Origin of the sequence: Rhodococcus sp. 4CII, from assembly GCF_014256275.1 — a bacterium.
Taxonomy (GTDB): Bacteria; Actinomycetota; Actinomycetes; order Mycobacteriales; family Mycobacteriaceae; genus Rhodococcus_F; species Rhodococcus_F wratislaviensis_A.
The window spans coordinates 5,037,386-5,056,810 of sequence record NZ_JACCFE010000002.1 but is presented as its reverse complement, the minus strand read 5'-3'; the positions used below and the strand labels follow the sequence as shown (position 1 = coordinate 5,056,810).

The following is a 19,425-nucleotide window of genomic DNA, read 5'->3' as shown; positions in this document are numbered from 1 at the left end:
CTCGTCGTGGACGCCCTGACGGCACCCCGAAGGCACGAATCTAGGCAACGATTCCGAACTCTTTGATCTTCCGGTAGATCGTGGCGCGGGAGATGCCGAGCGCAGTGGCCGCCGCCTTCTTGTTGCCGTGATTTTCTTCGAGACTTCGCACGATGGCGTCACGTTCCAGCGCTTCGATCTGCGTCAGGGCGTGCCGGCTCAGCGCCCGGCACATCGGTGGCAGCTGCTCGACCTCCACGATCCCGGTGCGCTGCAGCTTCACCACCTCGTGGAGAACCTTCCGAAGTTCGGCGACATTTCCGGGCCAGCTGTACTTACACAGTTGGCGCATCGCCGCAGGCGAGAGGGACAGCTCCGCGCCCCGGCTGAGTTGACGGAGCAGATGGGGCACCAGGTCGTGAAGGTCCTCGATACGGTGACGCAGCGCCGGCACGGGCACGGTGTGACTGAAGTGTGGCAATACCAGGGTGCCGACGTCGGCATTCTGCCCGGCACTACTGATGGTCGCACCGATCCACCCCGCATGCTCACGCCCTTGAATCAGATCGGCGACAGTTTGCTGGTGCTGCTCGCCGAGAAGATCGATGTCGCGGAAGATCACACTGAATCGGTCTTGATCGAGTTCGTGCTCGAGCTCGGACATCGATGCGCTGTCGTTCGCGAGTTCCGCCGAGGTGAAGATGCGTGTTCGTATCGGGATATGTTGAACAGCTACGGATTTGAGAACGGCCCCGCGGCCACTCCCGGGTTCCCCGGACACTGTCACCCATTGCTGCTCACGAGCGCAGCGCGCGATCTGCTGGCAACTGCGTCGCCACGACGCACTGCCACCTGCGAGACCGGGCAGCATGGTGGCAGCCTCGATGGCCGGGATTGCCGCCGCGGTGACGTCGAGAAGATGGACATGGAAGAGTGCCGTCTGCCGGGGCACCCTCGGACCGAAGCCGTCCACCGCTGACATGCGCGCCGGCTGCCCACTGGGCAGGGCGACGATGTGATGGTGCATGGTTGGCGCAGAGATCAAATCGATGGCGTGCTCGACCAGCGCGGCCTGATCCTGGGCATCGAGGACTTGGCGCAACCGCCGGTTGAGAAGAACGACGTCGTCCCCGAGAGCGAGAACACCTGATTGTGGGGAGCGACGGCAGGTCTTCAGGTACGCATTGAGCAATGCGGTTTGGTCTTCACTGGCCTGGGCGAGGAGGCGGCCTTCGATCTGGGCGGTGGCCGACTTCGCCAGAGTGGCCAGCAACGGCCCACCATCCTCCACCCACCCGGTGAGATCGAGGGCGCCGACGAGCGCGCCGGAAATGGGGTGAGCGATAGGGACACCGGCACATGCCAATTGCCCGAGACAGTCGGCGTAGTGTTCGGCGCCGGAGATGAGAGCGGGCTGACGGGTCTCGAGAGCAGTTCCGATGCCGTTGGTGCCGGCGAACTCCTCCGAGTAGCTGTAGCCGGGCGCCAGGGAGACGTCGTCGAGCGCTTGGTTGAGTCGACGGCTGGAGCTGATCCGGGTGAGTACGACTCCGTCGGCGGACGTCAGGATCACGCTGACCGGCTCGTCGACCAGTCCGTCTGCGAGTTGCTTCAGCACGGGCGCCGCGGCGGCAACGAGGGGTGAGTCCATATTCGGTTCTCGGACGTAGGGAAGGTCGAGTCGATCAGGCTGTACGTTGAGAGTCTTCGAACGCTGCCACGAATAGGAGACGTCCTGTCGAACAGACCCGTCGAGGTCGTGTTCGACGAGGAAGCGCTCCCGAGCCTTCTGCAGATCCTTCGCGGCCATGATCGTTTGTGCCCCGATCTTCTTACGGTTACTAGTGAGCGTACGTCGTCGCATTGTGAGACGGGTCTCAGTTTGAGACACCCGCCGCACACGCGACTTGCCGACCGGGTTCAATCAGACCGGTCGGTTGGTTCACTCCGTGCAGGGGTGTCCCGGGCGATTGGCTGTGGCCGGGTACCGGTGAGTGCCTCGACGACGCGGATGAGGTCTATCTCGGTGAGATCACTCGCGACTTGGTGCCGCTGATCCAGCTTCCCCATCATTGTCGTGGCCTCTCGTCGGGTGTGGGCACCGGCTGAGTCGAGCTGTCGGAGACGGTCGGCGCACAGGTCGAGGAGTTGTCGGCGGATGGTGTTCTCGATCGGCGCGAAGCGACGTGCGGCCACACATTCGAGCCGCTCGAAGTACCGAGCTTCGGTCCATCCGAAGGCGACGAAGATGTCTTCGACGCCGGCGCCGCCGAAGTCGATCCACCGAATCCCGAAGTTCAACACGAACTCGTCTTCGTGATCGAAACCGACGACGGGGGTGAACGCCGCACGATGTTCGCCGGCACTACCGCCATAACGCATGAACAGCCCACGCCGGGCGGGGCGCACACTGAGAGAGCGCGTGTGCGCGGCATCGTGAGTGACGGTCATATCGCACGCCCGGGGTTCAGTATCCCGGCGGGGTCGAAAGCGGTCTTGATGCGATTCATCAGTGCTCGTTCGACCGAGCCGACCATGGTGTCGAGGTAGCGTCGTTTGAGCTCACCGACGCCGTGCTCTCCGGTGATCGATCCGCCGAGGCCCAGGCATCGAGTCACCATCTCGTCGAAGGCGCGGTGGGCCCGCTCGGTGGCGTCGGGGTCTGCTGCATCGAACACGATGGTGGGGTGGAGATTTCCGTCGGCGGCGTGCCCGAAGGTGCCGATGATCAGGCGATGGCGGTCGGCGATCCGGGCGATGGCATCGAGCATGTGCGGCAATCGTGGGACGGGCACGGCCAGGTCGTCGAGGAGGGTGTTGCCGCGGCGTTCGAGGGCGGTCAAGGCGACGCGGCGGGCCTGCAACAGACCGTCGCTCTCGACCGGATCCGTGGTCACATGGATTTCGGTGGCGGCAGCGCGGCGGCACTCGTGCGCGCAGCGATCGGCCTCCGCTACGGCTGTGTCGCCGTCGCACTGGATGAGCAGCAGCGCACCGGCCGTCTCGTCGAGGCCCATGCGGGTCATGTCGTTGACGGCGGTGATGGTGGTTCGGTCCATGAGTTCCACGAGACTCGGATCGGCGACCGCCTGGAGGGCGATCACCGCGTTGACCGCGTGAGCAGGGTCGCCGAAGGACGCGACGACGGTGGCGGTGTGGGGCGGCTTCCTTCGCAGCCGCAGCGTCGCCTCGACGATCACGGCGAGGGTGCCCTCGGACCCGACCAGGAGTTGGGTGAGGTTCAGTCCCGCGACGTTCTTGCGGGTGGCCGCCCCGGTGTGGATGACCCGGCCGTCGGCGAGCACGGCTTTGATGCGGGCGACGTGGTCGCCGGTGACGCCGTATTTCGCGCAGCAAGCTCCGCCGGCGTTGGTGGCGAGGTTTCCGCCGATCGTGGAGACGGCGCGACTGCCGGGGTCGGGTACGTACCAGAGTCCGCGCTGCGCGGCCGCGTCGGCGAGGTCGCCGTTGACGACCCCGCACTCGACGGTGGCGGTGCGTGTCTGCTCGTCGATCTCGAGGATCCGGTCGAGTTTCTCGGTGCTGAGTACGATGCAGCCGTCGATCGCGTTGGCGCCACCGGCAAGGCCGGTTCCCGCACCTCGGATTACGATCGGAATCGCGTGGCGGTGAGCGACTTTCATCGTTTCGACAACGTGGTCGGTGGTTCTGGCGCGCACCACGGCGAGCGGTTGTCCCGAAGGCGAGAGCAGCGACTGGTCGCGGGTATAAGCGATCATCGTGTCGCTGTCGGTGACAACGGCGTCACCCAACGACGCCGTCAGTTCTGCGATGGGACCGGCCGTCACGACGGTCATGCCTTGTCCTGCATGACTTCCAGTTCTCCCATGCGTGACCAGTCCTCTCCCGGTATTTCCGTGTGGACGATCCGGGGTGTTTCGCTCAGCGCCGGGCGCATCGCGTCCAGTCCCTTCCGGAAGTGGTCGGCGTTGACGTGGTCGGATCCGGCCTGTCCGTCGCGGAACGCCTCGATCAGCACGTACTCCGCCGGGTCGGCAGCGCTCCGGTGCCACTCGAACCAGAGATTTCCGGGTTCCGATCGGGTTGCGCCGGTAAATTCCTCGGTAATGAGCAGCCAGTTCTCCTGGTGCCGGTCGAGGACTTTGAACTTCACCACGATAAAGATCACGATGACTCCCTGTGTCGGTGTGGGTCACCGGTCTCGCCGGACCGGCGCGGCCGATGACCCACCGGCCTTGTCAGTAGATGTTCGACGGGCGGACCATGCCCTCGGCGAGATCGCCGAAGCCGGGCGCCATGATGGCGCCGGGGTTGCCGACAACCTCCTCCACCACTGCGGTTTCGGTGGTGATCAACAGTGCTGCAATCGACGCCGCACTTTCGAGCGCAGCACGGGTGACCTTGAACGGGTCGATCACGCCGTCGTCGAACATGTCACCGTATTCACCGGTGAGGGCGTTGAACCCGTGCCCGAGCGGCAGACCGGCGACCACCTCGACGACCTCGTCGCCGTCGAATCCGGCATTGATCGCGATCCAGCGCAGCGGTTCGGCGAGTGCCCGCCGCACGACGTCACACCCGATGGCCTCGTCCCCGGCCAGGTCGAGATCGGCCAGAGCCCGATGTGATTGCGCCAGCGCGGTGCCACCGCCGGAGACTATTCCCGCCTCCACCGCGGCGCGGGTGGCGGCCAGCGCGTCCTCGACGCGCAGCATCCGCTCCTTGAGCTCGACACTGGTGGCGCCGCCGACCCGGATCACGGCGACCCGTCCGGTGAGCCGGGCGATGCGCAGCTCGAGGCTTTCCTGGTCGGCTTCGATCCTGGCCCGCTCGAGCTGGGATTCGAGCTGCGCGATCCGGGCGTCGAGCAGCCGCTGTTCCCCGTGGCCGCCGACGATCGTGGTCTCGTTCTCGGTGACGGTGATGCGGTCACACGAACCGAGATGTTCGATCGTCACCTCCGACAACTCGATACCGGTGTCCTTGGCGATCACATGCCCACCCAGCGCCACGGCAAGGTCTTCGAGCTCGGCGACCCGTCGGTGCCCGAAACCGGGTGCCCGGACGACCACCGACTGCATCGTCTTGTGCATGTTGCCGCCGACGAGCAGCTGCAGCGCCGGTCCGTCGACCTCTTCGGCCAGCACGACCAGCGGCCGGTCGGCGCGTTTGGCCACCTCGATGCTCGGCATGACGTCCTGCACCTGGGTGATCTTCTTGTTGGTCAACAGGATCAGCGGGTTGGCGTGCACCGCTTCCATCCGCTCGGGGTCGGTGACCATGTACCCGGAGATGTAGCCGTGGTCGAATTCGATCCCGTCGACGATGTCGACTGACAACCCGAGGGTGTCGCTTTCCTCGGTGGTGACGACCCCGGATTTGCCGACGTAGTCGACGGCCTGGGAGATGGCGTGCCCGATCACCTCGTCGTCGCTGGCGGCGAGCGTCGCGATTCGTTGCAGGTCGCTCTGTCCCCCGATCCGGGAGGCCTGCTCGCGGAGGGAATCGACGACCACGGACACGGCGCGTTCGATGCCGCGGCGCACCCGCATGGGGTTGGCGCCGGCGTCGACGGAGCGCAGCCCCTCACGGACCATCGCCTGCGCGAGCACGGTCGCGGTGGTGGTGCCGTCGCCGACAACGCCGTTGGTCTTCATCGCCACCTCCTTGACCAACTGGGCGCCCATGTTGGCGAAGGGCTCGCGGAGCTGGATCTCGCGGGCAATGGTCACGCCGTCGTTGGTGATCGTCGGCGGTCCGGTCAGTTTCTCGAGTACGGCGTTGCGCCCCTTGGGGCCGAGAGTGACTTTGACCGCGTCGGCGAGGGCGTTGACGCCGTGCTCGAGGCGGGCTCGGGCGTCCGTGTTGTACCGCAGCTCCTTGGCCATGGCAGGTGTTCCTTTCGTACTTGTCTTGCGCGGAGTTTGCGGCGTGTTACGGGACGAGGATCGCCCGGCCGCGCACGCGTCCGGCGTCGAGATCGTCGAGGGCCTGCTGAAAGTCCTCGAGCCGGTACCGGGTCGTGTGCAAGGTGACCTTGCCCTGGGCGGCAAGGGTCATCAGCTCCTGGAGATCGTTGTAGGAGCCGACGAGGTTTCCGATGAAGTTGATCTCGGTGGAGATCACATCGATGGTCGGAACGTCGATGTTCTCGCCGTAGCCGACGACGTAGTAGTTCCCGGCGCGGCGCAGCATCGCGATGCCTTCCCGGGTGGCGCCGCCCTCACCGACGAAGTCGACGACGGCTTCGGCGCCGTGCCCACCGGTCAGGTCGAGCACCTGCTGGATGTGGGTGCCGTCGGCGACGATGCCGTGATCGGCGCCGATCTCGACCGCGAGCTCGACCGCGGCCGGATTCCGGTCGAGCACGACCACGGTGACACCGGAGACCGCCTTGAGGACCTGGATGCCGATGTGGCCGAGTCCGCCGGCACCGATCACCACGCAGACGTCGCCGGGCCGGGTCGTGTTCGCGGCCTTCGCGACGGCGTGGTACGCCGTCAGACCGGCGTCGGCGAGCGCCGCGACGTCGGAGGGTTCGAGTGAGTCGTCGATCTTCACGACGCTGCGGGCGGTGGTGCGCAGGTATTCGGCGTACCCGCCGTTGACGTCGATGCCGGGGAACTGGCTGTTCTGGCAGTGCACGTCGTCACCGGATCGGCACGCCCGGCAGAGTCCGCAGGTGATGAGCGGGTGCAGAATCACCTTGTCGCCGACCGCGACGTTGGTGACCGCGTCGCCGACGGCATGAACCCAGCCGGCGTTCTCGTGGCCGATCGTGTACGGCAGCGCGACGCCTGACTTCGCTTCCCACTGCCCTTCGAGGATGTGCAGATCGGTGCGGCACACCCCGGCCCCGCCGATGCGGACTATGACGTCGAGCGGACCCTCGATCGTGGGTTCGGGGATGTCGGTGAGCTGCAGTTTGGTGTGGTATCCGACAACCTGGACGGCTTTCATCGGGGGCTCCTGATTGTTCTTCGATCAGTGATTCGTGGTGTGGTGCCGACGGATTCGCTGTCGGCGTAGCGGGTGGCGAGCAGGCCCCGGCAGAAGTGGGCGTTGCCTTCCATCGAGATCCGCACCGATTTGGCGAAGCGCAGCCGCATGGGCACGGCTTCCGGCGGGATGCGTTTGCCGTCGTCGTCGACGAACACACGGCTGGCGGGGCAGATGCTCAGCCCGATGCCGATCCGGCGGCGCAGCAGCGCAGCTTTGTACTTTCCGGGGGCCAGGTCGCTGAGGGTGAGTCGGTAGATCTCGTTCACCCCCAGGTCGGTGGTCTTCAGGTGCGCCTCGACGCACCGTTCCATCGCGGCGGCATGCGCCTTGGACAGGAATGTTCGGCGCAGTTCGAGCAGGCTGTCTTCCGCTTCGGAGCCGAACGTTCCGACGTATCCGGCGTCGGCCGCGAGGCCGGCGTTGATCTTGTCGCTGTCGTGATGATCGTCGAGCAGCACCCGCACCTCACCGAGGTCCTCGATCAGGCGCAGTGCGTCGAGGGCGTCGGACGCCATGAGGTAGGCGAAGTTCGGCGAGCAGAATGCGGTGGGCAGCCGCAGGTGGACCGTGACGCCGTCGTCATCGAGGGTGACCGAGCGGACGAAGCCGAGATCGGTGATCGGCTCGTCCAACTCGGGGTCGGTGACCGTCGACAGAGCCATCAGAACGTCCTGCTCGGTGCAGACAGCGAGCGTGGTCATGACGACACGGTTTCCGGTTCCCGGGCCCCGGCAGCGACGTCGACTCCTCGCTGCCCGGCAGGCTCGGCCAGTCGCAGATCCGCGGGAACGTCGATGTCGTACAGCGCTGCCGCGTTGAGGCCGAGGATCTTCTGCTTCTGCTGGGCGGTGATCGGGGCGTACTCGGTCTGCATGTCCTCGGGGATCTGGAAGTCGACGAATTGCTCGATCAGCCACTTCGGGGTCCACAGCGCGTAGTCGCTGCCGAACAGGATCTTGTCCTCGCCGATCCAGTAGAGCAGTTCGCCGATGATCTGCGCGAAATACCTCGGCCGGGTGTGGATGAACGGCAGCGCCACGGCAAGTCCGCCGTACACGTTCGACTCTTGTGTGGCGATCCAGCAGAAGTCCTCGAGTCGCGGCAGGCCGACGTGTTCGACGACGAAGTTCAGGTCCAGGTAGTCGGTGGCGACCTTGTCGACGTCGGAGACATCGAAGGCGTCGCGGTCGAGGGGCCGGATCGTCGGGCCCTTGTGTACGTGAATGTTCTTGATCCCCAGGTCGATGCACTCTTCGAGGTAGCGCCGGGACCAGGGGTCGTCGAGTTTGTAGCCGCGGGAGTCGCCGTGCCATTCGGCCGTGTAGAGCTTGACACCCTGCAGGTTCATCTCGGCCGCGTCCGTGCGGAGCTGTTCGAGGCCGGCTTCTTCGTGGCGGGGGTCGTACGCGTGGTTGTAGGTGAGCTTGCCCGGGTTCTTCGCGACCAGAGCGAGTGCTTCGTCGGTCTGTCCGAACCCCTTGTGGTAGAAGTCGCTCAGCAGGGTGGCCTGGAAGATCGCGTGGTCGACGTATCCGTCCACGAAGAGGTCGCGTTCGAAGCGCTCGCTGCCGTAGTACGTGTAGGTGTCGTAGTCCCACACGACCTCTTCGGGGCTGAGATTCTTGTGGTAGTCGTAGAAGCAGTCGATGAACTGTTTGCCGTGGACGTTCTTCTGGTTCGACTCGCGGCCGTCCCAGATGTGCACGTGCCCATCGACGATGAAGTACTTGTCGCCGTTCTTTTCATACATGTTGGCTACTCCGATGTTCGGAATCGATTGGTGCAGAACTGGCCAGGACCATGAATTGCCCGGCGTTCACCGAGTGATGGTCACCTTCAGGGCGTCGTGGGTGTCGGCGTGCGCGAAGACGTCGTACGCCTCGATCATCTGGTCGAGTCCGAACGAGTGGGTGCCGAAGGCATCGGTCGCAATCTTCTCGTGCGCCACCAGATCCAGAAGCGTGGGGATGGTGGTGCCATTGACCAGTCCGGTCGCGATGGTGATGTTATTGATCCACAGGTCTTCGAGATGGAGATCGACGGGTTTGCCGTGGACACCGACGTTCGCGAGATGCCCTCCAGGGCGCACCAGCGTGGTGCACAGTTCGAACGTGGCGGGGATCCCGACTGCCTCGATGACCACCTGCGCACCCAGTCCGCCGGTCAACTCGAGGACGCGTGCGCGCACGTCCTCGGTGCCACTGTTGATCGTCTCGTCGGCCCCGAAGTTCAGTGAACGCTTCAACCGTGCCTCGGACAGGTCGACGGCGATGACGGTGGACGCACCATAGAGGCCCGCCGTGCGGATCGCAGCGAGTCCGACCGGGCCGACACCGACCACCACGACCGTGTCACCGGGCTGCACGTGACCGTTCTGGACTCCGATCTCGAAGCCGGTGGGCAAGATATCGGCCAGGAAGATGGCCTGCTCGTTGCTTACCGAGTCGGGCAGCACGTGCACGCTCGTCTCGGCATACGGGACGCGGACGTACTCGGCTTGGGTTCCATCGATCAGATGCCCGAAAATCCACCCGATACCGCCCACGGACGCACAGTGCGAGGGCATCCCGGTCTTGCATGGTGCGCATTTCCCGCAGGAAGTGATCGCCGGCACCAGCACTCGGTCGCCAAGGGCCAGCGAGGTGACTGCAGATCCCACTTCGGTGATGACCCCGACCGCCTCATGACCGAGGACCCGACCGGACGTCACCGCCGGCACATCACCCTTGAGAATGTGCAGGTCGGTCCCGCAAATGGTGGTGGTGTCCACCCGAACCACCACATCCGTCGGGTCGATCAGCTGCGGATCGGGGACCTCGGTCCACGAGATCGAGCCCTGTCCCTGGAACACAAGTGCCTTCACGGCGAAAACCCTTCCTCTTCAGAAAAATAGCGATGAACCAAGCCATCGTCTCGGCCGTCCGGCGCCGCCCACCGCAGGTGGGTCGGCGACGCCGGAACAGCGTTCAGGGCTGAGAAGTAATTACTGCGCGGTGAGGTCGAAGCCGATGTACTCGGCGGCGTCCTCGGGGCTGGCGAACAGCAGGGTCTTCTCGTCGAGGTGAACCATGCGTCCGTAGTGGGTGGAGCTGATCTCCTCGAAGATGGAGCCGTCGAATTCCTGTCCGAGCGCGTCGGTGAGTTCCTCGTAATCGAAATCGAGCAGCTTCTGGCCGTCGACGCGGATCATCGACGGGTACTCCGTCAGTTCCACGCCGTCCTTGGTGCCCATCACTTCCGCGACGACGCGGCCGATGGGCGTGTTCATCAGGGTGACGCCACACATGTTGGAGAACTCGGTGGACGATCCGAATTGCATGCTCACTTGTCCAACTCCTTGGGGATGTCGAGCCCGAGGTCCTCGAGCAGGGAACGGAACTTGTCCGTGGCGGCGTCGAGACTGTCGGCGAATGTGACCGCCTTGTCGGCCGGCTGCGACCAGATCGGCTGCAGCGCCCGTGCAGCATCGAGGCACCGCGGCACCCACGTCGCCAGCCAGGTGCCGAACAGCTCCTTGTTCGACTCCCCGACTTCGGGGTCGCGGGTGAGCAACCGGAACAGGTTGCGGGTGTAAGCGAGGTCGCGGTCGTAGTCGTGCTCACCGGTGCCCACGATGGTCGGGGTGATGTAGTCGCCGTTGCCGGCCGCGATCTGCATGACCAATTCGCTGCGGAACAGCGAACCCACCAACTGCTCGAACACGATGTTGGCGCCGAACAGCAGTTCACACCAGTCCGGCACCGCGGTCAGCCGCTCGACGACCTCCCGGGTGGGCTGCCACTCGGGCGCGGACTGCCACACCTCCTGGTGCGCGGCGCCGTCGAAGTCCTCGGTCGCCTCGGACAGGTCCAGATTGAACAGCGCCAGGTCCTGAGCGAAGCGCATCTTGTGGGCGGCGTTCACCGCGACGGCGGTGTTGATCATATTGGTCGGGCAGGACCGTTGGATCGACGTGAACACGTGCAGGGCCAGCCCGTTCTCGGCATGCATCCAGGCACCGAGGTTGCGAGAGATGAACGTCAACCAGGGGGTGTTCCAGGAGTCGTAGACGCGGGCACGCTTGGCGTTGGACAGGCACAACTCGACCTGGTGCACGACCTTCGAATTGTTGCGGTAGATCGTCTGGTCCCACTCCTCGTTGGGGTCGAGGAAGGCGTGCCAGTTCGACGACTTCGCGGCCGTCCACTCCTGCGGATAGCCGCCGGGGCCGTCACCGAAGCCGTAGATCCAGCCCTGGGACAGATGACGGTCGGGGTCGGGCTGGACGTCGACGGTCACGTCCTCGTACATCGTCGAGCGCTTCTTGGCCGGCGTGTAGTAGTTGAACGTACGGCTTCGGGAGCTGGGGAACTCCAGCGCGCCGGCTTCGGAGTCGGTGAACTCGATCTTCGGGAAGCTGCGTTGCTTGGTCCCGGTGTTCTCGGTGGTTGCGGTCATCTCGTTTCTCAGTTCCTGTCGGTGAAAGAGGGCTGTGAAATCCCTGCTGTAGCTACTCGAACGCGGGGCTGGTGAACTTGTCGTAGAAGATCTGGTCGTGCGGGGTGTCGGTGGCCTCGAGCAATGCGAGCGCCGCATCGACCATCGGCGGTGGGCCACACAGGTACACCTCGGTCTTGCCGAGATCCGGTTCACGCCGGCTCACGACGTCGGTGACATTGCCTTCCTCGACGGCGATTGCCCCCACGGGCTGCGGGTCCATCGATTCCGAGAGGCAGGCGACGAAGGTGAAGTCCGTCAGATTCGTTCCGAGCTCGAGGATCTCGTCGACGTAGAACAGGTCGGCGGGAGTGCGTGCGCCGTAATAGAAGTGAACCGGACGGGTGTTGTCGGTAGCGTTCATGTGCCGCAGGAGCGAGAGGATCGGGGCCATCCCCGCTCCGCCTCCGATGAACACGATCGGCAGGACGTGACCCTCTTTGAGAGTGAACGACCCGTACGGGCCGGTCAAATTGATCTCGTCGCCGACCGAGATGCCGTCGTCGAGCAGTCCCGCGAACTTTCCGCCGGGGTATTTCTTGATGAGGAATTCGACGTGCCCGGGGTTCGATTGTGTCGTGGCCATCGAGAACGAGCGATGCTCCTCGGTCCCGGGGATCTTCAGGTCGGCGTATTGGCCCGGCCTGAACTCGTATGCGGCGGGTTCGACGGGCTCCAGTCGCAGCGACACGATGTCCTTGGTCATCGGCTCGAGGGCGGCCACCCGTGTGCGGACATCCTGGATGGGGACACCGCCGAGGAGTTCGTCCTCGTCGAAGTTGAGCAGTTCGATCGTGCAGTCGCTGTAGGCCGTCGAGCGGCAGAGCAGCACCATCCCTTCGTCGACCTCGGCTTCGTTGCACGCGAACGTCGAATAGTTCTCCATCTGGATATCGCCGTCCAGGACGAACGATTTGCAGGCCGAGCACCGCCCCTCGCGGCAGCCGTGCATCAGATGAATGCCTTGCCGGAATGCGGCGTCGAGGATGTACTCGTCCTCGCCGACTTCCATCTCGATGTCGACGGGCTCGAAATTGATACGGTGCTTGTCGGCCACGGGCCATCTCCTGGACTCTGAAAAGGATTGTGCTGGTTACGGTGGGTGGCGCCGGCTGTGCACGGCGCCACCCACCGGGTCGGGGTCAGGCCGGAACTGCGCCTGCGCGGTAGGCCGCGATGTGGGCGTTGCGTTCGGCGTCGGACATCTGGTTCAAGAGCACGTTCGGGCTCTGGAAGGTGTTGCCCCGCACGTCGTCGAGGGTCCACAGCTTCTTCGGGTCGTCCAGATCCAGGTGCGGCTGCCCGACCAGGGTCTTGCCGTCGTCGCGGACGTAACCGAGATCGGACACGATGTCGGCGAGATCCTTGCCGTGATGCAGGGTTTCCCATTCACGGAACCCTGTGAGCCGGCCCATGTTCGGAGTTTCACGGCCCTGGTACTCGCTGCGGAACGCGACCGCGTCGGTCCAGTAGCATGTCTCCGAGCAGTAGGTCCGCCACTGGTCGTCGACCTTCTCCACGACCATGTCCTCACGGATGAGGGCGGGCACCATGCAGGTCCAGCACCGGTGCGGGTACTGGTACCCGACCTCCTCGAATGCGATCGGCTTGTTGCGTCCGGGGTAGGCGAGGCGGTTGTACTCTTCCCACCACTTGCCGTACTTCGAGTACCAGCCCGGGTACTTGTGCTCGAACCACTCGAAGTCCTTGTCGGTCATGGCATCGATCCGCCAGTAGTTGACCGGCCAGCCGGTGGCGAAGAACCGGGCCACCTCGTGGACGTATCCCTTTTCCGTGATCCGCTTCCATGCTTCCTCGACCAGGTCGTGCGGGATCGTCAGGCCGTACTTCTCGAGCGGGATGAGGTAGCTACGGTAGTAGTCGTCGTAGATCCACCGACGCCACATCTCTGCGTAGCTCTCCCGGTCCTTGCGACGGTCCTTCGTGCCGTATTCGATGAATGTGCCGATCGCGGCGTCGACGACGCAGTGGTTGTTCCACCACGCGTATCGCAGGTCGCGCTCGAGCAGCGGCCGGTTCCGCTCGTCGGCGAGGGCCATCAGCAGGATCGAGTAGCCGTTGGAGATGTGCCGCGACTCGTCGGACTGAACCGAGTGGAAGACGGTCGGCAACAGGTAGTCACCGTTGGCGGCGGCTTCGTCGGGCATGGCCACGAACAGGGTGTTGGTGAACGCGGTCTCCGCGACCACGGTCAGGTAGATGTTCGCCGAGGTGATCGCGTCACCGGTGATGAACCCTTCACCGAACTGCCGGCCGATTGTGCCCGCGTAGTTGTTCGCGAACGCCTTCTCGGTCATGTCGAACCCGGCGGGGTCGATGTAGTTGTTCATGTACAGCTTCTTGAGGTTCATCTGAATCGTCGAGTGACGCACCTCGTCGATCATCTGCACCGCGAGACCGTTGTGGATTTCCGGGTTGGGCACCGCGTCGATGGCCATCGGCATCGCTCGTGCCGCGGAGATCTCCGGGAACGGAATGATCGACAGAAACAGCTTCTGCCATTCGAGCCACCGCTGCTGCACCTGGCGGAACATGTTGCCGCGGATGGCACCGTCCATGGCGCCGTACACGCGGTTGTCCTTCTCTTCCTCCATCGGGAAGTACGACCGCATGATCTGCTTCAGAGGGTCCTTCTTCGGAGCCTTCTCGAAGGTGTAGTCGGTCCCGAATCGGGTGGCCGGGGTCGCGAACGTCGGATCCCACGACAGTTCGGTGATCTTCGCGTGAGCCTTGGTCAGGCTTTGCCTACTCAAAGTGCGCCTCCTGGATGATGAGCCGGCCGGGTGCCGGCTGCGGGGGACGTTGTGCGATGAATTCAACCCCGTGATCCAGGCCTCGACCGTCTCACTGTGAGACAGGCGTCACATTCGATGGATCGGCGGATTCACCCGCACGGATCTCACAATGAGACGGAACCGGTCACGACACCGAGGGATACTCTCGCCGAGCCGCATTCACCCGCCGCGTCACTTCGCGGTGCCGGCCGGGAGAAGAGGCGACCACGAGAGCTCAGTCGGCCCTCGCCACGATCCCGGTGGCGCGCGCTACGAATCCTGCACTGGGACAGGGGTTCAGCGCGTCACCCTGCGAGCGTGCCGTCCGCCACACCGCGGAGGTGGCGGACGGCACGCCGAACTTCGAACCTCAGGATTCGCCGACGCGCCGCCGTGTGCCGACGGCCAACCGGCGGAGGCGGACCCAATCCACCGGTCGGGCCGGCGGGCGGACACCGGGACGGTTGCGGGGCACGCGCACGCGCAATGCCCCGGGGGTGACGGTGCACCGCACAGGCGTGGGGATCACCAGGGCCTCGCCGTCGATGCCTGCGGGAATCTCGGGTGCGTCCGCGTCGATGACGACCTCACGCGCGGAATGCTGGATCAGCCCGTTCTGACGCGCACGATGGAGTAGACCGACGGCCTGTCGCGTACTGCTCACCGAAATCGTCACCACGCCGAGGGTGCCCCGATCGATACGCGGCCGGCGTCCGAGACCCGCCAGATCCTGCATCTCGTACGGGCCGTTGCTCACCAGAACGGCCTGCGGCCCGTCGATCGTCCTGTCGTCGAAACGGGCGAGGAGCCGTCCCCCTCGCTGCCCCGCGAGCAGGTCCGGAAGCATTCGCAGGATCGTGCCGGTCTTGTCGTCGCGATAGGCGGGGCTCTGCACCACCTCGGCGTAGGCGCCGAACGACGCGTTGTTGACGAACGTGCGCCCGCCGACCTTTCCGAGGTCGATCCGGAGTTCGATCCCGTCCGACAACGCATCGAGGCATCGGGCCGGGTCGTCGCGGTCCAATCCGAGATCCAACGCGAAATGGTTCCGCGTGCCCGCGCTGATCACCAGGAACGGAAGGTCGTGCTCGGCGGCGATGCCGGCCACCAGAGCCTGCGTGCCGTCGCCGCCGGCCACCCCGAGGAGGTCGGCCCCGCGTGCCACGGCGTCCCGGGCCAGCGCTTCGACGTCGACCGTCCCCGGCCCTTCGAGCAGAACCACCTCGGCCCCGAGTTCCTCGGCTCGTTTCTTCAGGTCGAACTTCCCGACCTTCCCGCCGCCGGAGTGGGGATTCATCACCAGAAAGGGACGTTCCGGTGGTGCGGACGGGTGCTCGGGCATCAGCCAGTCGGCGCGGTCGCGGCCGAGGGCGGCGCGGGCGCAGACGACGGCGAGCACGGCGAGCCCCGCGGCCAGCAGCACCACCCACAACAACTGGGCTCCGATGAGAAGTCCGAGCACGACGATCGGAGTCAGAACCAGCACGACCAGCGACAGCCACCGGAGCACACCGCGGCTCGTGAGGAACCAGAACAACGCCGCGACCGCCACCACCACAGCACCGACCGCCACGATCAGCAGCGTCAGGGTATGCAGTCCGGCGAACACCACCAATACGGCGACGGAGGCGAAGGCCGCCACGAACGCAGCCCGGGCCAGCCAGCGCCGACGCGCGCTCTCGGAGTCCGCAGATTCCGCGGAACCACCCTGATCGAGTGTCATCGCCACCACCTCGCCGTCTCGGGCGTCCCTCATCAGTATCCACCCGCCGGCCGCGGCCATGCCGTTTCACACGAATTCGTCAGATGCCGCCGCAATTGCGGCGGCATCTGACGATTCGGTGGGCAAACGTCGCGCTAGACGCGTGCTGCCCCGCCCAGGAGGTGCGGGCGGGTGGCCCCGACAGGGTTGAGCTCTTCGTAGGCCCGCGCCACGTCGAGGAGGAACAGGTCGTTGCCCGGGGCGGCGACGATCTGGACGCCGACGGGCAGACCGTCTGCGCTGAACCCGGCCGGAACCGAGATCGACGGGCACCCCAGCACCGTCACGGTCAACGCCGACGTCATCCAGTCGAGGTAGTCGTCGCAGCGGCGTCCGTCCACGGCGGCCGGGTATTCGAGGTCGGCGTCGAACGGGAGCACCTGGGAAACCGGCATCACCAGAACGTCGTGCCGGGTGAAGAATTCGACGGCACGGTACTGGATCTCCGCCTGCGCCACCATGGCTTTCGCGACGTCGTCGGCGGACAGCCGGTCCGCCTGCCGGATGTTGTCGAGGAGGGACGGCTTCAGCATGTCGGGGGTGGCGTCCGCCTGCGCGCCGAGATCGATCTTGAACCGCCACGCCCGCAGCGTGCGGAACACCCACTCGGCGTCGGGAATCGACGGCGCGTCCTCGGCGATCACCGCTCCGGCCGCGGCGAAGATCGACGGCTGACGGTCGTGAATCTCGCGGACCGGTGCATCCAACGGGAAGAGGCCGCCCAGATCCGCGGACACCGCGACGCGCAGACCCTGCATACCGGCGACACCGAGGCGGGGGGTGAGTGCGTCGGCGCTGAGCGAGCTGCGGATGCGTGCGTCGGGTCCGGCGATCACCGACAGCAGCAGTTCGAGGTCGTCGACGTTCCGGGCCATCGGCCCCTGCGTCACGAGCGAGTCCCACGGCGCGCTGTTCGGCCAGCACGGCACGCGTCCCGGGGTGGGGCGCAGCCCGACCACATTGCAGAACGACGCCGGGTTGCGCAGCGATCCGCCCATGTCGCTGCCGTCGGCTAGCGGGACCATGCCCGCACCGAGTGCGGACGCGGCGCCGCCACTCGACCCACCCGCGCTCTTCGTCGGGTCGTACGGGTTGGTGGTGGTTCCGAAGACCGTGTTGAACGTGTGCGAACCAGCCGCGAATTCGGGGACGTTGGACTTGCCGATCGTGACGGCCCCGGCCGCGGTGACGCGTTCGGCGATCAGCTCGCTCGTCTCGGGCACGTTGTCGACGAGCAGCGGCGAACCGGCGACCGTGGGGAATCCGGCGACGTCGTGAGTGTCCTTGAAGGCGAACGGCAGTCCGTGCAACGGCCCCACCGGTCCCCCGGCGGCGGTCCGGTCGTCCGCGGCGGCCGCGGTGGCGTGCGCGCGGTCCAGGTCGAGGCTGACGAGCGCGTTGACCGTCGGATTCACCTGCGCGATCCGGTCGGTGTGGAGGTCGAGCAACTCGCGGGCCGAGATGTCCTTGCTGCGGAGTGCGGCGAGCATCTCGCGGCCGGTCGAGTAGTAATCGATGGTCATGTCGAGGTCTCCAGGATCGGGGTGGTGGCGGGAAGGTCGCCCGACGGCGCGGGGGCCGGGGTGCGGGGACCGGTGGCGCGGACGACGGCCTCGACCACGGCGATCACCGCGAGGTTGAGGACCAGTCCGCAGATGCCGGCGTCGATGTTGGCGAGGTTCAGGTCGAAGACGGTCATCACGATGACGGTGAGCATGCCGACGAGAAGTCCGGCGAACACGGACTGCTTGGCGAGCACCGGCTTGTTCGGCAGGGCCATCGCCAGACCGGGGGCGAGCTGGCTGAGCCCGCCGAATGTGAGCAGCAGCAGGTTGGCCAGCAGATCGGGACGCGTCAGACCGAGCACCAGGGCGATGGTGGCAGCGGCGATCACGACGAGGTGGTTGAACCGGAGTTTGGTGCGCTCGCTCCGAATCGTCACCAGGTTGTGCGACGCCAGCGTGGAGATGCCGATGCAGATGGCGCCGGCGGGCAGCATCGCCGCGGACGCCGCAGCGATCGCGATCAGTCCGAGCGCCCAGTTCGGCAGGGCTCCCCCGGCCAGCGTGAGCAGGACGGCGTTGCTGCTGGTGCTCCGGTTCAGTGCCAGGATCCCGACGAAGCCCAGCATGATCGGGAGAATCATCACCACCTGGTACATCGGCAGAAAAGTGTTGTTGGAGCGGATGACTCGGCCGTTCTTCGCGGCGAGCAGCGGCGGCCAGAGGTGCGGGGTGGTGAGGAACCCGCAACCGATCGCGGAGATCAGCAGGCTGGTGGTCCACCAGACCCCGTCGTAGTTGCCGGGATTCACGGTCAGCATCTCGCTGTGTGTCTGCGCGATCTGGCCGAACACGTCGCCGATGCCACCCGCGAAGTGCAGCGGAATCACGACGGACAGCACCACGACGGCGAGCAGGATCAGGACGTCCTTGACGTAGGCGGTGCGCGCGAGGCCGTGGATACCCGCCCACAGCACGAAGCCGACGACCAGGACGGTCGCGACGATCATGCTCAGCGTGCCCGAACTCGCGCTGCCCGTGACGAGGCGGACGATGAGGCCGAGACCGGTGATCTGCAACTGCAGGTACGGGAGCAGGAAGATGATTCCGCACAGGGCGACGAGACGACCCAGCAGCGGGCTGCGGTAGCGGTCGGCGAAGAAATCGGCCTGGGTGATGTAGCCGCGGTCCTTGCTGAGCTTCCAGATCCGCGGACCAATGAAATACAGGGCCACATAGCCGAGCGGGATGTAGGGAATCGCGTAGGTGGCGCCGATGCCCGCGGTGAACGCGATACCGGCGACACCGAGGAATGTGAACGTGGTGAACGATTCACCCGCCTGCAGGAAGAAGCTGGTGACCACACCGAAGTTCCGCTTGCCGACCGTCCACTCGCTCAGGCTCTGAGCGCGTTTCCGGCGTCCGCCGACGGCGATCACGGCGAGACCGATCATGCCGGCCAGGGTGATCCACAGAGCTGAGTTCGTCATGGCGTCACCTCCGCGAGACGGAGGTCGTCGAGCCGATGGTCATCGCTCCGCTCCTCGTGCGGCCGGACGAGGCCGAATTCCACCGCCGCCAGTGCCGGCAACAGGAGCAGGACCCAGGCCGAGCACCACACGAGCAGGCGGGGCATCCCGAGCCACAGATCGGCCGTGTTCACAAACGGCAACCACACGGCGGTGACGAGTGCGAGAACCGGGACGAGCGGGACGAGCAGCAGCCAACGGCGCTGCGGCGAATCCTCGATCGCCCCGAGAATGGCTTCTCGTTGCATGCTGTTCCTTCTTCCATCCAGGGAGTAGAGGAAGCATGCGTGGTGTGGATCACAGCACTCAACCGCTGAGCGAGGTTCGGCGAAATCGGCCACCGGCCTGTCGGAGATCGCAATCAGGTGCGCCCGAGAGGCCGTTCGATGTCGAAATCC

General features: G+C 65.5%; 17 protein-coding genes. All 17 read right to left on the bottom strand.

The window, feature by feature from the left end; all coding sequences use genetic code 11:
* Positions 1 to 40 precede the first annotated feature (40 nt).
* A complete protein-coding gene (locus tag H0B43_RS24090) occupies positions 41 to 1,789 on the bottom strand; it encodes a sigma-54-dependent Fis family transcriptional regulator (protein WP_185725644.1) in 1,749 nt (582 codons plus the stop codon).
* Between the two features lie 110 nt (positions 1,790 to 1,899).
* Entirely contained in the window at positions 1,900 to 2,430 is a 531-nt protein-coding gene (locus H0B43_RS24085) for a hypothetical protein (RefSeq protein ID WP_185725645.1), read from the bottom strand.
* Positions 2,427 to 3,797, bottom strand: a complete 1,371-nt coding sequence (locus tag H0B43_RS24080; RefSeq protein WP_185725646.1) for an FAD-binding oxidoreductase — start codon at positions 3,795 to 3,797, stop codon at positions 2,427 to 2,429. The genes H0B43_RS24085 and H0B43_RS24080 overlap by 4 nt, the downstream gene beginning before the upstream one ends.
* Positions 3,794 to 4,129, bottom strand: a complete 336-nt coding sequence (locus tag H0B43_RS24075) for a putative quinol monooxygenase (RefSeq protein WP_185725647.1) — start codon at positions 4,127 to 4,129, stop codon at positions 3,794 to 3,796. The genes H0B43_RS24080 and H0B43_RS24075 overlap by 4 nt, the downstream gene beginning before the upstream one ends.
* Before the next feature lie 70 nt (positions 4,130 to 4,199).
* Entirely contained in the window at positions 4,200 to 5,849 is a 1,650-nt protein-coding gene (gene groL / locus H0B43_RS24070; RefSeq protein WP_185725648.1) for a chaperonin GroEL, read from the bottom strand.
* A 46-nt stretch (positions 5,850 to 5,895) separates the two neighbouring features.
* Positions 5,896 to 6,921: an NAD(P)-dependent alcohol dehydrogenase gene (locus H0B43_RS24065; RefSeq protein ID WP_185725649.1), complete on the bottom strand. Its 1,026-nt coding sequence runs from the start codon at positions 6,919 to 6,921 to the stop codon at positions 5,896 to 5,898.
* Positions 6,918 to 7,664 (bottom strand): iron-sulfur cluster assembly protein, encoded by a 747-nt coding sequence (locus tag H0B43_RS24060; protein ID WP_185725650.1) that lies wholly within the window; start codon positions 7,662 to 7,664, stop codon positions 6,918 to 6,920. Before H0B43_RS24060 ends, H0B43_RS24065 begins: the two co-directional genes overlap by 4 nt.
* Entirely contained in the window at positions 7,661 to 8,713 is a 1,053-nt protein-coding gene (locus tag H0B43_RS24055) for an amidohydrolase family protein (RefSeq protein ID WP_185725651.1), read from the bottom strand. The genes H0B43_RS24060 and H0B43_RS24055 overlap by 4 nt, the downstream gene beginning before the upstream one ends.
* Positions 8,714 to 8,779: 66 nt before the next feature.
* Positions 8,780 to 9,826 carry a zinc-binding dehydrogenase gene (locus tag H0B43_RS24050; RefSeq protein ID WP_185725652.1) on the bottom strand — a complete coding sequence of 349 codons (1,047 nt, stop codon included), beginning with the start codon at positions 9,824 to 9,826 and terminating at the stop codon, positions 8,780 to 8,782.
* A gap of 120 nt (positions 9,827 to 9,946) precedes the next feature.
* The gene (gene mimD, locus H0B43_RS24045; protein ID WP_185725653.1) at positions 9,947 to 10,288 is read right to left on the bottom strand and encodes a propane 2-monooxygenase effector subunit MimD; all 342 of its coding nucleotides are present in this window, start codon (positions 10,286 to 10,288) and stop codon (positions 9,947 to 9,949) included.
* Positions 10,285 to 11,400 carry an aromatic/alkene monooxygenase hydroxylase subunit beta gene (locus H0B43_RS24040; RefSeq protein ID WP_185725654.1) on the bottom strand — a complete coding sequence of 372 codons (1,116 nt, stop codon included), beginning with the start codon at positions 11,398 to 11,400 and terminating at the stop codon, positions 10,285 to 10,287. Before H0B43_RS24040 ends, mimD begins: the two co-directional genes overlap by 4 nt.
* Positions 11,401 to 11,452: 52 nt before the next feature.
* Positions 11,453 to 12,496 (bottom strand): FAD-binding oxidoreductase, encoded by a 1,044-nt coding sequence (locus H0B43_RS24035; RefSeq protein ID WP_185725655.1) that lies wholly within the window; start codon positions 12,494 to 12,496, stop codon positions 11,453 to 11,455.
* 85 nt (positions 12,497 to 12,581) lie between these two features.
* Complete coding sequence (locus H0B43_RS24030) at positions 12,582 to 14,213, bottom strand: methane monooxygenase (protein WP_185725656.1); 1,632 nt, start codon at positions 14,211 to 14,213, stop codon at positions 12,582 to 12,584.
* Positions 14,214 to 14,604: 391 nt separating this feature from the next.
* Positions 14,605 to 15,957: a diacylglycerol kinase family protein gene (locus tag H0B43_RS24025; protein ID WP_185729814.1), complete on the bottom strand. Its 1,353-nt coding sequence runs from the start codon at positions 15,955 to 15,957 to the stop codon at positions 14,605 to 14,607.
* Between the two features lie 134 nt (positions 15,958 to 16,091).
* Positions 16,092 to 17,519 (bottom strand): amidase family protein, encoded by a 1,428-nt coding sequence (locus H0B43_RS24020; protein ID WP_185725657.1) that lies wholly within the window; start codon positions 17,517 to 17,519, stop codon positions 16,092 to 16,094.
* Positions 17,516 to 18,988 carry a sodium:solute symporter gene (locus H0B43_RS24015; protein ID WP_185725658.1) on the bottom strand — a complete coding sequence of 491 codons (1,473 nt, stop codon included), beginning with the start codon at positions 18,986 to 18,988 and terminating at the stop codon, positions 17,516 to 17,518. Before H0B43_RS24015 ends, H0B43_RS24020 begins: the two co-directional genes overlap by 4 nt.
* Positions 18,985 to 19,275 carry a hypothetical protein gene (locus H0B43_RS24010; RefSeq protein ID WP_185725659.1) on the bottom strand — a complete coding sequence of 97 codons (291 nt, stop codon included), beginning with the start codon at positions 19,273 to 19,275 and terminating at the stop codon, positions 18,985 to 18,987. The genes H0B43_RS24015 and H0B43_RS24010 overlap by 4 nt, the downstream gene beginning before the upstream one ends.
* Positions 19,276 to 19,425 lie beyond the last annotated feature (150 nt).

Excerpts from the sequence above, each read along its gene's own strand:
- H0B43_RS24085 (WP_185725645.1), bottom strand. The coding sequence starts at position 2,430 with ATGACCGTCACTCACGATGCCGCGCACACGCGCTCTCTCAGTGTGCGC.
- H0B43_RS24010 (WP_185725659.1), bottom strand. The coding sequence starts at position 19,275 with ATGCAACGAGAAGCCATTCTCGGGGCGATCGAGGATTCGCCGCAGCGC.
- H0B43_RS24020 (WP_185725657.1), bottom strand. The coding sequence starts at position 17,519 with ATGACCATCGATTACTACTCGACCGGCCGCGAGATGCTCGCCGCACTC.
- H0B43_RS24040 (WP_185725654.1), bottom strand. The coding sequence starts at position 11,400 with ATGACCGCAACCACCGAGAACACCGGGACCAAGCAACGCAGCTTCCCG.
- groL (WP_185725648.1), bottom strand. The coding sequence starts at position 5,849 with ATGGCCAAGGAGCTGCGGTACAACACGGACGCCCGAGCCCGCCTCGAG.
- H0B43_RS24080 (WP_185725646.1), bottom strand. The coding sequence starts at position 3,797 with ATGACCGTCGTGACGGCCGGTCCCATCGCAGAACTGACGGCGTCGTTG.
- H0B43_RS24065 (WP_185725649.1), bottom strand. The coding sequence starts at position 6,921 with ATGAAAGCCGTCCAGGTTGTCGGATACCACACCAAACTGCAGCTCACC.
- H0B43_RS24025 (WP_185729814.1), bottom strand. The coding sequence starts at position 15,957 with ATGACACTCGATCAGGGTGGTTCCGCGGAATCTGCGGACTCCGAGAGC.
- H0B43_RS24055 (WP_185725651.1), bottom strand. The coding sequence starts at position 8,713 with ATGTATGAAAAGAACGGCGACAAGTACTTCATCGTCGATGGGCACGTG.
- H0B43_RS24015 (WP_185725658.1), bottom strand. The coding sequence starts at position 18,988 with ATGACGAACTCAGCTCTGTGGATCACCCTGGCCGGCATGATCGGTCTC.
- H0B43_RS24090 (WP_185725644.1), bottom strand. The coding sequence starts at position 1,789 with ATGGCCGCGAAGGATCTGCAGAAGGCTCGGGAGCGCTTCCTCGTCGAA.
- H0B43_RS24060 (WP_185725650.1), bottom strand. The coding sequence starts at position 7,664 with ATGACCACGCTCGCTGTCTGCACCGAGCAGGACGTTCTGATGGCTCTG.